This is a genomic window from Dyadobacter jiangsuensis, assembly GCF_003014695.1.
In the GTDB taxonomy this organism is placed as follows: domain Bacteria; phylum Bacteroidota; class Bacteroidia; order Cytophagales; family Spirosomataceae; genus Dyadobacter; species Dyadobacter jiangsuensis.
This window is the reverse complement of the sequence record NZ_PYAS01000014.1, coordinates 67,230-83,252: the sequence shown is the minus strand read 5'-3', so window position 1 is coordinate 83,252 and position 16,023 is coordinate 67,230. Positions and strand designations below refer to the sequence as shown.

12 protein-coding genes are annotated in these 16,023 nt (G+C 52.0%); 4 read left to right on the top strand and 8 right to left on the bottom strand.

Annotated elements, in window-relative coordinates; translation table 11 throughout:
- Position 1 precedes the first annotated feature (1 nt).
- From CLV60_RS25480 to CLV60_RS35040, 3 genes are read right to left on the bottom strand one after another with little or no spacing between them, the layout of a single operon-like run.
- Positions 2-301: a DUF190 domain-containing protein gene (locus tag CLV60_RS25480; protein WP_106598220.1), complete on the bottom strand. Its 300-nt coding sequence runs from the start codon at positions 299-301 to the stop codon at positions 2-4.
- 12 nt (positions 302-313) lie between these two features.
- Positions 314-1,324 (bottom strand): efflux RND transporter periplasmic adaptor subunit, encoded by a 1,011-nt coding sequence (locus CLV60_RS25475; RefSeq protein ID WP_229211128.1) that lies wholly within the window; start codon positions 1,322-1,324, stop codon positions 314-316.
- Positions 1,325-1,326: 2 nt separating this feature from the next.
- Entirely contained in the window at positions 1,327-1,878 is a 552-nt protein-coding gene (locus CLV60_RS35040; protein WP_374755657.1) for a TolC family protein, read from the bottom strand.
- 924 nt (positions 1,879-2,802) lie between these two features.
- On the opposite strand from CLV60_RS35040, the gene CLV60_RS25465 reads away from it, so the two are divergent.
- Genes CLV60_RS25465 through CLV60_RS25450 form a run of 4 tightly spaced genes read left to right on the top strand, consistent with a single transcriptional unit; the run spans position 2,803 to position 6,185 of the window.
- On the top strand, positions 2,803-4,164 hold the full coding sequence (locus CLV60_RS25465; protein WP_106598218.1) for a sensor histidine kinase: 1,362 nt from the start codon (positions 2,803-2,805) through the stop codon (positions 4,162-4,164).
- A 16-nt stretch (positions 4,165-4,180) separates the two neighbouring features.
- The gene (locus CLV60_RS25460; RefSeq protein WP_106598217.1) at positions 4,181-4,552 is read left to right on the top strand and encodes a response regulator; all 372 of its coding nucleotides are present in this window, start codon (positions 4,181-4,183) and stop codon (positions 4,550-4,552) included.
- A complete protein-coding gene (locus CLV60_RS25455; RefSeq protein WP_106598216.1) occupies positions 4,549-5,595 on the top strand; it encodes an adenylate/guanylate cyclase domain-containing protein in 1,047 nt (348 codons plus the stop codon). Before CLV60_RS25460 ends, CLV60_RS25455 begins: the two co-directional genes overlap by 4 nt.
- 2 nt (positions 5,596-5,597) lie before the next feature.
- Positions 5,598-6,185 (top strand): HD domain-containing protein, encoded by a 588-nt coding sequence (locus CLV60_RS25450; RefSeq protein ID WP_106598215.1) that lies wholly within the window; start codon positions 5,598-5,600, stop codon positions 6,183-6,185.
- Here the strand turns inward: CLV60_RS25450 and CLV60_RS25445 are convergent.
- From CLV60_RS25445 to CLV60_RS25425, 5 genes are all read right to left on the bottom strand, one after another.
- Positions 6,180-9,452, bottom strand: a complete 3,273-nt coding sequence (locus CLV60_RS25445; protein ID WP_106598214.1) for a cyclic nucleotide-binding domain-containing protein — start codon at positions 9,450-9,452, stop codon at positions 6,180-6,182. The two genes, CLV60_RS25450 and CLV60_RS25445, sit on opposite strands and share 6 nt — an antisense overlap.
- 106 nt (positions 9,453-9,558) lie before the next feature.
- Entirely contained in the window at positions 9,559-11,829 is a 2,271-nt protein-coding gene (locus CLV60_RS25440; RefSeq protein WP_106598213.1) for a cation:proton antiporter, read from the bottom strand.
- 84 nt (positions 11,830-11,913) lie between these two features.
- Positions 11,914-13,398 (bottom strand): mandelate racemase/muconate lactonizing enzyme family protein, encoded by a 1,485-nt coding sequence (locus CLV60_RS25435; protein WP_106598212.1) that lies wholly within the window; start codon positions 13,396-13,398, stop codon positions 11,914-11,916.
- A gap of 96 nt (positions 13,399-13,494) precedes the next feature.
- Complete coding sequence (locus tag CLV60_RS25430) at positions 13,495-14,427, bottom strand: RraA family protein (protein WP_106598211.1); 933 nt, start codon at positions 14,425-14,427, stop codon at positions 13,495-13,497.
- 30 nt (positions 14,428-14,457) lie between these two features.
- Complete coding sequence (locus CLV60_RS25425) at positions 14,458-15,990, bottom strand: SusD/RagB family nutrient-binding outer membrane lipoprotein (protein WP_106598371.1); 1,533 nt, start codon at positions 15,988-15,990, stop codon at positions 14,458-14,460.
- Positions 15,991-16,023: the final 33 nt, after the last annotated feature.

Sequence of the window (16,023 nt, the reverse complement as noted above, 5' to 3'; positions counted from 1 at the left end):
TTTAAATCCACTTGTCTACATGGTTGGTGACTATAAACCCGCTTTTCACTTCTTTCCGAAGCAATGTCAATGCGGATTTAACTTTTTCTTCCTCGTCTATGAAGGAAATGACCATGGGCGTTTCGTCGAAACTGAACAGGTCGTTGGGGCGGCTCAGGTGCTTGCCGTCGAAGCCGAGGCGACCACGGTACACGGTCGCTCCCTGCACTTTTTGTTTGACCAAAAACTGCATAATGTATTCAAACAGCGGAATTTCGTCCTTCCAGTGATCGGCACTGATGAAGATCTGGGCTTGAAGCATATCGGGGAGGGGTTAGTAGCCGAACGATAAACCTTTGAGTTGCATAACGCCTTTCGTCACCACGTCGTCGCCGTCTTTCAGGCCGCTGAACGCAACAATGCGGTCGCCGATCTGGTCGCCTATATTGACCTCACGGCGCTCGAAAACCTGTGGCGCCGTTTTCAGGAAAACATAGTTGCGGCCCTGTACGGTTACTAATGCATCCTTGCTGATGCTGAGTTTCTTACCTTCGCTCAAACCAAATGCTACTGTTCCGAACATCCCGGCTTTCAGCTTGCCGGTGGAGTTATTGATGTTCACGCGCAGCTTGATCATCCGGGTAGTCTGGTCCACGAGATCTGCGATATCGTCGATGGTTCCGGTGAAGTCTTCGTTCGGAAAGGCGGTGAACTGGATGGTGCATTTGCCGCCTTTTTTCACCTGACTGATGTCGCTCTCGGGCACGTCGCATATGATATACGCGGTGCCAGCGGGCGCGGTGCGGAGCTGTTTCGGCTCGAAACCGCCGGCTTTCAGCTTGGTTTCATGTTCGATAATGGCCGCACGTTCGTTGATCAGGTTGGTTTCCTCCATCGACAACGCGGTTTGTGATTCGAGGAGGTCCTTGCCGGTAGCGGCACCGTGTTCCTGCAAGTCTTTAATGCGGGAAAGCTCGGTTTTACGCTGACGGATATTGATATTCTGGATCTGGTTGATCATCGTCAGGTGCTGCAAAAGCTGGGTATAGTTACCCGCGAGCTCGGGGTTATCGAACAGGACGATATTGCCTGACGCGCCCTCATTGGAGCGGAGAACGGTCGCGGATACTTTCGCCGGCGCCGTCACATTCGCCATGAGCGAGGAGCTGGAAATCTTCTCGGTTTGGAAAAAATTCGCGCTTTCGGCCAGCGGAAAGGATATTTTGGTGCCCGACGCATTCACCACCGGCGAAGAATTGTCCGGTACGGGCTTGTTGGCAGCTTTATTCTTGCAGCCTGCAATGAAAGTCATGGCCAGGCAGGTGCAAATGAGTATGTTCTTCATGATTATTGCGCGATTTGATTGATCATTCCGGATGCGTAAAGGAGATCGATGTAGCTCTGGCGGTATTGGCCAAGTACATCATAATACTGCTGCTGCGTGTCGAGCCAGCTGCGCTGGGCTTCCAGGAAGTCGATAATCGTCGTACCGCCACGGAGGTAAGAATATTTAACACTGTTAAGAATTGTTTGGGATTGAGTTAGTAACTGATTGAAATTCTGTAAGTTTTGCTTGTGTGTGACATAGCTTTTATAGGCGGTGAGGATTTCGGTCTGTGCTTGCGTCTCCGTGGCGCGTAGGGCTTGCTCCGCTTGTTGTTTCAATACCTGCGACTTTTTGATCTCGCCCTGGTTCCTCGAAAAAATGGGTATTTCGATGGTTCCGTAGACGCCCATATAATGCGCCTTGTTCTGCGGGTTGTAAATGAGTCCCAGCTCGGGCACGGGTAACGCATTCGACTTTTGTAACTTGATATTGGCATCCGCCACATCCATCGTCGATTTGATGGCCTGGATATCGGTGCGGTTCTGCAATGCCTGCTCCACAATGGCATCCATGCGGTCGGGGAATGCGAATGCGAACTGATCGGTCGTATCGATCTGGATCGAGTCCTGCACGCCGATCAGGAATTTCAAATTCGAAAGCTCGTTGCGGTATTCCTGCGACGCGGATTTGAGCTGAATATCGTACTGGTTCGCGAGCAGTTCGGTGCGGGCGAGGTCCGTGGTGGTGATCACCTGGTTTTTCAGTCGGAGGCGGTTGATATTGGCCAGCGAATCGACATTTGCCTTGGCAGTACCCAATAAATCGAGTTGCTTACGGGCAGCCCACACATCCAGCCATTTCTGCGCAACTGACTGAAACAGATGGCGTTCCGTGTCGGCATATTGCTTTTGGGTAAGCCTGACGTTTTGCTGTGCGAAATTAATCTTGTTCTCTCTCTGTACAGGCAACTGAAAAGGCTTGGTTACCTGCCACCAGATCTGCCGGTTGGCACCGTTAAGCCACCCGGTGTTTTCAGGGAACTTGGAAGATTGCACCAGCTGCAACGACTGGTTGTTGAGGATCAGATTGGGGCGGAGCTGCGCCGTGGTGATGTCGGCCTGCGAGACGTCGACATTGAATTGCTCACGTTTCAGAATGGGGTTATTGGACTTTGCCGTTTGCAGGGCTTGCTGCAAATTGTAGGTTGTCTGGGCCCTTGCCGACGCCATTCCCACCAGAACCAGGATGAGAACCCGCTTTAAAACTGGATAGCACATGTTCGTTTAGTTTGAATTACCTGCGGGCAAAGGTTCTCAGTCGTGCTAAAAATGGTATTAAAACTGTTTTATAAAATCATTAAAATTCGATTATAAATAAATTAGAGCGGACGGTAAAAGCGGTATTCGGGCACTGGACTGAATTTTGAGAGAAAATAAGTACTTTGCCAACCAATAGGGAATAATAGTAAAATAGAACTACTATTACAAAATTTCTACATGCATTTCATCGTAGCCTTCTTTCTGATCCAATTCGCCCATTCGGCCATGCAGCATACCGACAAGCTGCCTAAGTGGGACAACTTCTTTAAATACGCTCGCTATTACACGTTTGCGCTGCTGGCGATTTACTATATAGCCAGGCAGCCCGATATGTTCACCTGGGTGTGGAATCTATCGTTATTGGGGTTATTGTGGGTTTTTTATAAAGAGGACGATTTCCTGACGATACGCTCTACCGTCCAGTCGATTGTGCCGTTTGTGGGGGTATCCATGCTGAGTGATCTGGTGGAATTGCTCTTCCCGAAATTTCATAAAAGCTATGACGACATTTTCGGTATGGCGATCCTTTTTGCCTGGATTTTCTGCTTCGTCATTTGGTTTTATGCTCGGAAACAGCAGAAAGTACTCTCGCAGGAACGCCGCGACCGCCTGCGCGACGAGGAGATTGCCCGAGAACAGAAGCAATCATTGGAATACCTCGTGGCGGAACGTACCCAGGAACTGACCCAGCAAAAAGAAGAGCTGCAAAAGGCGATTGAAGAGTTGAAAGCGACACAGAACCAGCTGATACAGAGCGAGAAAATGGCTTCGCTGGGTGAGCTCACTGCCGGTATCGCGCACGAGATACAGAACCCGCTGAACTTCGTAAACAACTTCTCGGAAGTGTCGGTGGAGCTTTGCCAGGAACTGGAAGAAGAGATCGACAAAACCGGCATCGATGATAATGATAAGGACTATATCAAAGGCATTATCAGCGACCTGAGCCAGAACCAGCAGAAGATCACGCACCACGGTAAACGTGCCGATTCGATCGTGAAGGGAATGCTGCAACACTCGCGCGCATCGTCGGGCGAGAAGGAGCCTGTGGAGGTGAATGCGCTCGCGGACGAGTACATGCGCCTCGCATACCACGGTCTGCGCGCGAAGGACAAGGAGTTTAATGCAGCCCTGGTGACCGATTTCGACACCACGATCGGGACAGTTAATGTGCTGCCGCAAGACCTCGGCCGCGTTTTTCTCAACCTGTTTACGAATGCATTCTACGCAGTGGCCGAGAAAAAACGGAAACTGACCGAGGCTGGCCAGCTGGGTGACTACAAGCCCGAGGTAAAGATTAGTACCAAGAAATTTGATAACAAACTATATATCAGGGTTTCAGATAATGGAACAGGGATGCCGGAGCACGTGAAAGCGAAGATATTCCAGCCTTTTTTCACGACCAAGCCGACCGGGCAAGGTACCGGCCTGGGCCTTTCGATGAGCTATGATATCATCACCAACGGCCATGCCGGCGTGCTCGAAGTGGATACGGTGGAAGGGGAGAAGACCGAGTTCCGCATTACCATACCCATTGCCTGAATAGCCCTAAATGAATATGAAAATACTGGTTGTAGACGACGAGGAAGACGTCAAATCGCTTTTTGAGCAGAAATTCCGCCGGGAAATCCGGGGCGGGCAATTCGAGTTTTCGTTCGCTTTTTCGGGTGAAGAAGCGCTCGAATACATGCAAAACCATCCCTCGGAAGTGGTTATGATCCTTTCCGACATTAATATGCCCGGTATGAGCGGGATCGAATTGCTGAAAAGGATCCGGAGCGAACACCCTTCGGCACCGCCGCAAGTGATGATGATCACCGCGTATGGCGACGCCGCGAACCACGACCAGGCCATGCAGCTCGGCGCCGACGATTTCCTGACTAAACCCGTCAATTTTAACGAACTGAAAGAGAAACTGCTCCTGTTATGAAAGCCAAAATACTCGTAGTGGACGACGAGGCCGACCTGCAACTGCTGATCAAGCAGAAGTTCAGGCGGCAGATCCGCGAACAGCAATATGAATTTGTTTTTGCTGAAAACGGCCTGCAAGCGCTCGAAATGCTGGCAGAGCATCCCGACGTCGACATGGTATTGAGCGACATCAATATGCCCGAAATGGACGGTCTGACGCTCCTCGTGCGCCTCGGCGAACTGAGTCCGATCCTGAAATCGGTGATCGTTTCGGCCTATGGGGATATGGATAATATCCGCACTGCTATGAACCGAGGCGCATTCGATTTTCTCACGAAACCGATCGATTTCCGCGATTTGGAGGTCACGATGGAGAAAACGCTGCAATATGTGGCGCAGCTGAAAGACACGCTGAAAGCGGTTCGCGAAAATGATATCCTTCGAATGTATGTCGATGCCTCGGTATTGCAATTCATGACGCAGGAGACGTTCGAAAAGTCGTTAATGACCAGCGAAAACATCGAAGGAACAGTCGTTTTCATGGATATGTGCGGCTTTACCGCCATTTCGGAGAAAGAGCAGCCCGACCGGGTCGTGAAGCTCATCAACAAGTATTTTGATGTCATGGTGAAGGAAATCATCGCCCAGGGCGGGCATGTCGACAAGTTTATGGGTGACGCCGTGATGGCTGTTTTCCGGGGCGAATATCATCTAGATCGTGCGGTGGAATCCTCGCTTGCTGTTCGCAATCATATCAACGGTTTTAAAGAGGAGCTGTCGGACCAATCGGGCTATTTTCCGAAGGTTTCGATTGGCATTAATTCGGGAGAAATGGTATCCGGGAATATTGGCTCGGCCGCATTGAAGCGGCTGGATTACACCGTCATCGGCGACGTGGTGAATGTCGCCCAGCGCCTGCAATCCATTGCCAAACCAGGGCAGGTTGTTGTGCCGGATTCGGCCTACGAGAAGTTGAAAGAGGCATTTCAATGCAGCCTGGTAGGCGAGGTGAACCTCAAAAACAAGTCGAACCCGGTATTGATCTACGAAGTGCTCGAATAGCCATGCAAATCGATAAGGCTGAACAATATGTGCTCGAACGGCTCGAAAAGCGGCTGGATCGCACGCTTTTTTACCACGGCATCCATCATACGCTCGACGTCGTGCAAGCATCCGCAGAAATAGCGGCGTTGGAGGGTATTACCGACACAGAATCGCTTACATTGCTCCGCACAGCCGCTTTTTACCACGACAGCGGCTTTATGAAGACGTACCAGGGCCATGAGGAGGCGGGTTGCGCGCTCGCACGCGAGGTGCTACCCGGATTTGGATACACGGAGAGCCAAATCGAGCTAATATGCGGGATGATAATGGCTACAAAGATCCCCCAAAGCCCCAAAAATGCCCTGGAAAGGATTATTTGTGACGCCGACCTGGACTACCTCGGCCGTGACGATTTTGAGGGCATTGCAGCCACTTTATTCGAAGAATTGAAAGTTCGGGATATGGTGGAAGACATTCCTGCGTGGGATGCGGTGCAGGTCAGGTTCCTGGAAGCGCATTCGTATTGGACGGCTTCGGAGCGGAAGCGTCGGGATGCCGCCAAGCAACGGCATCTCCAACACCTCAAAAATACGGCTCGCGCCTTATAATCGGCGCATTTTCTCGTTCTGCACGCGGATGCGCTGGCATAGGATACGCAGCACGTTGCGCAAGATTTCGTCGCGTTCTTCCATCAGTTCAAAGAAATCTTCCTGGTCGATGCGGAACACCAGTATGTCGGTTTCTGCTACGGTTGTGGCCGAACGCGGCTCGGTATCGAGCAATGCAAGCTCTCCGAAAATCTCGCCCTTATCGAACAACGCAAGCTGTTTCGGACCGTCGTAAATGCCGACCTGGCCGGTGTAAATGATGTACATCGAATCGCCGAGGTCGCCTTTTGCAAATATCTCCTGGCCGTCGCTGTAAGTCACTTCCTTCATGATCGGAGCGATGGAACTGAGCACATTCTCGGGCGTCTGCGCGAAAAGCTGGGTGTTTTTAAGGACGATCACCCTTTCCATTTCGGAAATCTGCTGGGTAGGTTCGGCGTGTTTCATAGGGATTCTAAGCGAGAATTTAAGATCGGGGCGCAGGGCAAGGGCGGCGTATCGTTCGTGTACGGCCTCGCGTATCAGGCGCGATGAATGGTTAGCGAGCTTTTCAAGATGGTTCAGGTCGGCCTCGGTAATGTCGCATTGTGCGACGGCGAGCGCGATGGTCCAGGTCGTGAACGACCGCTCCTCCTGCGAAAGAATGGTGGTGATCAGCGACAGCCCCGGATCGACATTCCCCATGTACTGGCGCAGTGCGTCGCGCTTTTTCTGGATGGAAATATTTTCAAACAATGCATGCAGCGACGGGTACAGCATACGCGGTAAAAGGCTCTCGATCAGTTCGAGCGAGTTGGCGCGTTTCTCCTTGCTCGCATGCCTGATTCCCTTCCATGCACTCTGCACAGCTTCCTTGTCATACTGCATCATGAACAGATAGAACAGCCTTTGAGCAGTGAGTTCGAGCTCGTATTCCAATGCATTGTTCCAGGTAATATCGCTTTCGGATGCATCCATTCCATTGAGCAGCTGCCCGGCATGGATTAACTCTTTCTCTACAAATTCAGGAATAACTTCTTTATAATCAGATATTAAAGTATAGTGGCTCAGGGCTTTCAATGCCGCTATATGGGTGAAACTATCAATATTTTCGATATGAATACCACTTTCTTTTCTTTTAGTATTGTCTATATTTTTAGTATTAATTAAAAATTTATGCTGGTAAATATTTTTAATAAGGTTAAAAAGTATTTGAAGTATAAATTCGTGCCGACCTTTTTCAGCCGTTTTAATGAACGTCCGGATGCGGTCTCCGGAGGTATCCTGCTGCAACCATTCCTCGATAATGCGGATGCCGAGGTCGCCGGAACGGATCATTGCGTGGATGGTTGCAGGCGTTAGTGTACCCGTGAGCACGAGGCGCAAATCGCGCAGCAGGGCAGGGGAGCCCACCGTCGCAGCCACCTCGATCGCGTAGTTGCGGACGCGTTGCGAGCCGTTGTGGATGCAGCTTTTGAGGAGGTTTTCGTAGGAGTTGATACCCGTTACTTTCAGGCAGTCGAGCGCTGCAAGCTGGTCGCTTTCCTGTTCCGAGCCGAACAGCCGTTGCAATGTGCCGTGGATTAACGGCAGGGCCTTCCCGGCTTCCCAGCAACCGATAATAGTCCCCTTCACAATGTCGAGGTCGTGGTGGGCGAGGAAGCGGGCAGTTTGCTCTTCGTTCAGGCGGGCGTTCGCGCAGGCAAGGCGTACGGCCAGGACCTGGCAGGCTGCATCGGGCTCGTCTTCGATGTACTGGATGAACGAGGCTGAAAGCTCGGGTTTGTCCAGCGCCGAGAGCGTTTGCAATGTCTTTAAGCGGACCTGCACGAACGGGTTTTTCAGTAGTTCGTCGGCATGTTTGCGGAAGAGCGAGACTTTATTGCGTGCGAGCCAGTCGATCGCATTCAAAACCTCTTCCTTGCGGTCGCTTTGTAGGTTTTCGGTGATGATCGGCAATGCCTCTGCAGGGGCGGCCATTTCGCCGCTGCGGATAAACCGCTTGCTGATCGCCGATTTCAGCTCCTGCATGTAATGGCGGTAGGTTTTGCGGAACACGACTAATGCGCCCAGCGCAAACAGCAGCGACAAGTCGAAAGTAAGGCTGATATCGCTCCAATGCTGTGTGTAGATGATCCAGAGCATTATGCCGGCAATCAGCATCCCCAGGGGTTCAAAAAGGCCCTTTGCCAGCGTGTGGCCTTTCAAACGGGTTTTGGTGGAAAGCGGCTGGAACAAAACGAGGAATACCGGATCGAAAATAGTACGCCTCACGAGCTCGAAAAGCAGGTAGGCAATGCAATAGTACACCAGCAGCGAAGGCTCGTCCTTGCGGAAGTACGATGAAATGAGCAATCCGAGCGAAATGGCGATGGTCGTGAGCGGCAGGAGATACAACGTAAGTTTGATGCCGAAACGCTCCACGGTTTTGCTCGAAAACAGCATTTTGACAAATGTCGAAATCACATAGGTGGCCGTCAGCAACGAACCCACAAAGAAGATTACATCGTGCTGGCTGTGGAATTTGTACTTCACATTCACGAAGAAATGGTACTCGATCCACGTGGCGGTAGCCGCAATGGCGACCATACCGATGCACAATGAAGTAAGCAGCTTGTTGCCGCCAAAGTACTTCTGGATAATGCGGGAGTCGGATTCCGTCGTGCGGGTGCGGGCGTGATGCGGGTTCGGAATGTCGGTATGCCGGAACGTCAGGATCTGCGTGTAAAACGCCAATGCGAAGAAAACCAGTGAGATAGCCAGTAAAATAGCCAGTACCGACGGCGAGTGGATCAATACAGCCAACACGGCACCCAATGCTTTGGCGGGCATATCACCCGAGCCGATCACGCTGAACAGCCGTTTGCTTTGGCGCACATCGAAAACCAATGCGGATAGCCCCCAGAATTCCAGGTTAATCATTAAGTAAATAATGCGGTAACCTACCATCACGGCAATGGCCGTGGCTACACCGTGTCCGACCAGCAGCAGGCCCATCACGATCACCACCATGAACAGCGATGAAAGCATGGTGCCGAGGCTCAGCTTTTTCAGTAGCAGATGGTGTTCGAAGTACTCATAAATCTTCCCCGAGGCCATCACGGCAAGCGCAGCAGCGATATAGGCAAGCGGCAGCGAGTACTCTGGATGGTTTTCGAGCAGGAGCACGTTGGCAGAGACATATACCAGCGTGGTACCTACATTCGTGAAGAAGTTATGAAAGAAAAAAAGGATTGTTTGCGGGTTAATGGACTTCGTGAAGCGGTTTTGGCTTAAAAATGGGATCATAGAAGTGGAATGCTAGCGTCGCTACTGTAAAGTAAACACTTATTATTCCTTTTAAAAACCTGCAACGGTGACTTTCCGGCCCACGAAGAGCCGGAAAGTCTGGTCCTCAGCTCCGTATGATCAGCACGGACGGGGAGTTGGACAGCCACACACTGTGCGATTCGACGGCCTTGATCCAGCTTTCGAGGCTGATCACCATCAGGTCCTGGCCTTGCAGAAAGTCTTTTTCAAGCACATTTTCATAGAGCATCGTCACGTTTTCCGGCGATTTTTCCTGCAATGCATCCAGCGCTTCGCCTGTTTCGGCATGCTGGCTGACGGTCTGCGAGGGATCCATAATCGTCATACGAAGGCCGCTTACTGTGGAGAGGCGTTCAGCGAAGGGAAGCAGGCGGCGGTCCTCCGGGGTGAACAGCGGCATGAAAACGTTCCTGACCTGTTCCAGGTTTTTTTCAATCAGAATGCCGACAGGCACTTTTACCGACCGGATGATATGCGTCGTGCGCTCGTCGAACACGTCGGAATGGAAGAGTTTTTCCTTACCGGTAATGGTGTCGAAAAGGCGTTCACGGCTCACGAACTTGGAGGTGAAACCCAATATTTTGCCTAAAAATGTACCTTCAAAGACCGACCTGCCGATTCCGATCATAAGCATATCAAAGTCGCCCTCATTCGCTATTTCGATAATGTCGTGCTCAATGCTCTGCGAGGGTTTGAACAGAGACGTGAAAGTGGTATTGAGCTCGTGGGCTTCTTCGTTGATCGGGCGGAAAGTTTCGTATTGGTATTCTTCGGTATTGACCTGGTTGAGATAACTGCTAGGCGAGAGGTGTAACGCCGTGATCTGCTGTTCATCAGGCTGTTTGGAAACCAGCTTATCGGCCAGACGCAGCATTTTGCGGCCTCCCTGCGGGCTGGCGAATGCGATCAGAACCGAGAAGCGCGACGGCTCGTGCACCGGATGAATATCGTCCCATTTCGGGCCCGGAAGGAATTTGTCGATCAGGTCGAGGGCGGGGCCTGTCATACAGGTCGTTGCGAGGGCCATGATAACCATCATCGCAAATATTTCCGGCGACAATACTCCGATGTCATAGCCGATATTGAGCACTACCAGCTCCATCAATCCCCGGGTATTCATCAAAGACCCGATAATGAGGCTGTCGCGCCAGGATTGCTTTACGAAGCGGGCCGCCACTGTGCTGCCGATGAACTTCCCGGTTACCGCCGCGGCGATAATCAAGCCGGTGACCCACCAGAGATGAGGGTCGTTCAGGAGGCCTATCTGAGTTCTCAGACCGGTGAAAACAAAGAATAACGGCAAGAGCAGCACCAGCGAAACATCCTCTACTTTCTCGATGAAAATGTTGCGGAAGCGCTGGTTCACCGGCATGATAACCCCCGCCATAAACGCTCCGAAAAGGGCGTGGATGCCGATTATTTCGGTGCAATAGGAGGAAAGGAGCAACATTAAAAAGAACACGGCCACTACGGGCTTCGTGAGGCCTTCGCGGTAGGCGTAGTGGTCGCCGATGCGTTTGAGCAGCGGTTTTACCACTTTCAACATGACAATAACGTAACCTGCCGCAAGCAGAATAGTGTAAATCGCGCTCACAAATTCACCGGCTTTTACAATAGCGATCACCGCTGCGAGGATACACCAGGCGGTAATATCGTCGGTGGCGGCGCAGGTGATCACCATCATGCCCAGGCGTGTACGGGAGAGCCCGCGTTCCTGTACAATGCGCGCCAGCACGGGAAATGCCGTGATACTCAATGCAATACCAATGAAGAGTGAAAATGAAAGGAAGCTGATATTCTCTGGGGCAAAGTCGGTATACATGTACAACGCAAGGCCCACACCTAATGCAAATGGGAGGATAATGCTCGCGTGACTGATCACGATGGCTTCCTGTGCCTTGGTTTTCAATACATTCAAATCGAGCTCCATGCCGATGATAAACATGAAGAGTATTAAGCCCACCTGGCTGAGAAACTGCAAGTTACCAAGCGAGTTGGCAGGGAAAATCAGGGCTGATACTTCGGGATAGAACATGCCCAGCACGGAAGGCCCCAGGAAAATACCCGCCGCAATCTCTCCGATTACCGTTGGCTGGCCGATAGCCTTGCATACCCAGCCGAAGAGCCGGGCAACGATGATGATGGTGACGATTTGAAGCAGGAGCGTGGCGAGCGGATGGTGGATATTGTGCCCGAATGTATCTGTAAATTGCTCCCAGGAAGAGGTGGTTGTCTGTTTTTGGGTAATCTGGCCGGCTTTTTCGAGGAATGTGCCCTGTCGGATAAAGAAGTAAAGCAGGGCCGAGAAAATTCCGATAGTAATGCTGTAAAATAGTACGTTGCGAATGTTCTTCATCAGTACATATGAGAGTGAAGCGCGCAAAATACTGAATTAAGCCGAAAGATGGTAGGACTTCGCGCCCTACCATCTTTCAAAAAACTAGCTCCAAAGGCGGTCGTGCGAACGTTTTTCGTTCCAGTCGGGCGTAGGGGCGAAATAGGATTTGTCTTTCGGATGCAGATGTTTTTTAACCTCTTCATCCACCAGTTCGATGCCTAGGCCAGGCGCTTCCAGCGGCACAGTTGCATAGCCTTTGTCGATCAGTTTGCGGCCGTCGGTGGTTTTCACCAGGCTTTCCCACCAGGGCACGTCCACCGAGTGGTGTTCCAATGCCAGGAAGTTCTGTGTAGCGGCAGCGCAATGCACGTTGGCCATAAAGCTCACCGGCGTGCCAGCAAAGTGCATTGCCATCGCAATGCCATGATCCTCAGCATAATCCCCGATGCGTTTTGTTTCGAGCAATCCGCCCGATGATGCCAGGTCGGGGTGAACGATGTCCACCGCGCGTTGCTCGATCAATGCCTTGAAGCCTTCCTTGAGGTAAATGTCCTCGCCGGTGAGCGTCGGGGTTTCGAGTGCGTCGGAAATGGTTTTCCATTGGTCGGTGTATTCCCAGGGCACCATGTCTTCAAACCACGCCAGGCGGTATTTGTCGAGTGCCTTGCCGAGGCGGATTCCATTGTTTAAGTCAAAATGGCCATAATGGTCGGAAGAAAGCGGAATTTCGTAGCCTACCACGCCGCGCACTTCTTCTACGACTTTCGCCATTTCTTCCAGGCCCTTCGGGGTGATCTGGATTGCGGTGAAAGGGTGTTTGGTATTCGCGTAAGAATGGTAATCACCGGCCCATTGCGAGAAACCGCCGCCCCAGAACTTGTTGTTGACTACACCGCCTTCGCTATTTCTGAGCATACCGATCGAAATATCCATTTTGAGCCAGGTATAACCCTGGTCCTGCGTACGGAATTTGATTTTTTGCTTAAACTCATTGATATCGTTCGACTCCGGCGTATCCGCGTACAAACGCACTTTATCGCGGTAACGGCCGCCCAGCAGCTGCCAGCAAGGCACGCCATAAGCTTTGCCACAAAGGTCCCAAAGCGCCATTTCCACCCCGCACACGCCACCCGCCTGGCGACCGTGGTAACCAAACTGCTTGATCGACTTGAACAGCTGCTCGACATTACAAGGGTTTTGCCCAAGCAAATGGCTTTTCAGGAAGAGCGCATAACGCTCGTCGGCACCGTCGCGTACCTCGCCAAGCCCGTAAATGCCCTGGTTGGTATCAATGCGGATAATGGGCGTGCGGCCGACATTCTGCACAATGCAATAGCGCAAATCGGTGATTTTCAATTCAGAAGGCTTCGAAGCGCGGCTTACTTTGGAAGTAGCCTGTGCAATGGTGTCCTCGGTCGACATCGTCATAAAGCCTCCTAATGCAATGCCGCCTACCGCGGTTTTACGAAGGAAATTCCGGCGACTATCCTTGGTAGAAGGATTAGCAATTTCCGCCGCAGCAGCCGCTTTTTCAGCGCTTTCAACTTGCTTATTCGACTCGATGATTTGCTTGAGAATGTGTTTCATTGGGATTTGAGTTTAGTGGTTTTTGACCGCCGACGGCTGACCGCTGACCGCCGATTTCCTGACTGAGATCGGCCGTCGGCCGTCGGTGGTCGGCCGTCAATAATTTCTTTCTTTGAGATAATCGTCCAGCTCCTTCTTCGTCATCGGTAGTTTGCCGGGGTAGTTGTTCACCCAGTTGAGGAAGTCCTTCTGGATCGCGTCGGACCATTTGGTGTCGATTTCCCCGGGCGTGTACTTGCCCTCACGCAGGCGCAGGTGGCCGAACTCGTCGCGCAGGGCCGTTACTTCCGAGGTGATCACCAGGTCTTCCACCAAATGTGCCGGAATGAAGATCGTACCGTATTTTTTGGCCAGCACCACATCGCCGGGGAGCACCACCGCGCGACCAATGCGGATCGGCGTGTTGATGTTTGTGAGCATCATTTGCTGGATGTACGAAGGGTCCTGGCCTTTGATCCACGCATTGAAACCTTTGATCTCGCTCAATCCTTCCACGTCGCGTACAGAGCCGTAAAAGATCACCCCGCGTTTGGATTTGGCGTAAATAGAGTTGCCGAGGTTGTCGCCGATGAGCGTACCGTCGGCAATTTTGCCATAACCGTCGGCCACGTACACATCGCCTTCTTTGAGGACGTCGATCGGCCAGGAGTTGGTACCGCCGGTTTGCACGCGGCCTTCTTTTTTACCGGTTTCTTTTACCAAATCCTGCAAATCGGGGCGGGAGGGCATGTATTGCGCCGTTACCACGCGGCCCGTCATGGTGCTGTCGTTGTGGATCAGCTGCCATTCACCTTCGAACTGGTTATGATAGCCTTTGTTGCGGAGCACGCCCCAGGCTTCTTCCATGGAGATGTTTTTCAGGCGCGCCAGGATGGCATCCGAAACGCGCGGACGGCCATCCGGCGAGCGTTCACCTTTCCAGCCGGCGGTGTAGGCTTTGATCTGATCGGGAGTGGGGGAGATCGCTTGTGCATGGGAAGCGAGGCTTCCCAGCACAAACGCTCCCGCAAGCAAGGTTTGTTTGAGCATAAAAAAATAATTAAGGGTTGGTATTGATTGTTATTTATCCCAAAAAACGGGTGTTCCAAGCTCGTCAGGCCCCATTCTGGCGACGGCCTCCTTGTAGTTGGCCTCGTTCACCGAGTGTTCGAGAACCGGGTACACCAATCGTTTGATGAAGTCCTTCACTGACGGGTCTTTACCCGGATAATTGTTAATCGGAAGTGTCGGGAAGCCACTCCTGCGGAAGTTCGCCCATGCCTCGGAGCCGTTCAGGAATGAGGAAATCCAGTACTGGTTGTTGATCTGCTCCAATGCTTTTGCCGGCACAAAGGGGTTGGCCGTCAGGAAGGCATCCTGGCTCGTTGTCGGGATGGTTGCGAGCACATCGTAGGTGGCCATCTGGTTCATATGCGCACGCACGCCGGCTTCGTACAATGCCTTTACGTCACCCGTCGCCCATCCGCGCTGCACCGCTTCTGCGAGCAGGAGGCTGGTTTGCGAATAGGTAATGAAGAACTCCGGTGCATCGATTTTACCCAGCGTACGGCGGTTGATCTGCGAATATTTAAATGCGGAACCGATTTTGCCGGGGAAGTCAGGCGCGTTGGCGATCGTGGATTCGTTGTAGCCGTACGGCATGCCTTGCTGGCTTGCCGGGGTGGTATCCTCAGCACCGGCGGTGGCGAGCGGATTGCCCGGCGTCTCGTATTTCACGGCGATCACCCGGATGCGCGGGTCGCTGGTTTCTTTCAGGAAATCCACCAATGCTTTGCCCAGGTACACATTTCCACGCTCTGTTCCCTGGAAATAGTTGGCCAGCGGGTGGTTGAATGTGCTGTTGAATGCGATCAGCGCATTGTCGGCGTTGGAGCTTTGGAGCCCGCCATTTGCAGGGTCGACGGCTATTGCCACATATTGCTTCGCCTTCGCCGCGTCGATTTTGGAATACCGCATGGCGGCGCGGAGCAGCAGCGAGTTACCCAGCTTTTTCCATTGGGCAATATTCCCTTTAAAAAACAGATCACCCGATTCGATGGCCTTACTGGCGTCCAGCGCCTTGGTGCCCTCCTGCAACTCTTTCAGGATGTCGTCGTAAATCACTTTCTGATCGTCGTATTTGGGCAGGTTAATCCCTTCCAGAAACGCCTTCCCCGCTTCGAAATAGGGAACATCACCGTAAGTATCCACCAAAACCATAAACACGTAGGCCTTCCAGATCCGCGACATGTTGTACAGGTTGCTGCGGGCCGGATTATCCTTCGTTTGGGCAATAACCGTCGTCAGCAGGTTCACGGGGCCGTTTTGCAGATACAAAGAGTTGAAATTCGCATTGGAATTCGGATCGGAAACGGCATTGTGGTTACCGCCTTCCAGCACACCGGTATAAGGTGTGTTGATCTGCTGCACGATCTGCATCTGGTAGTTCTGCGTGGCAATGGCCGACGTGAACTCCGCATTCGAGAACAGGTAAACCGGGTCCACACTGGTGGCCAGCACCGGATTTTTGTTCACATCCTCAAACCCCTTATCGCAGGAATTAGCGCCAATGAGCATCGCGAGCGCTCCGGCATATATGAATAATCGTCTCATAGATTTCAATGACTGAATGATTGAATGATTGAA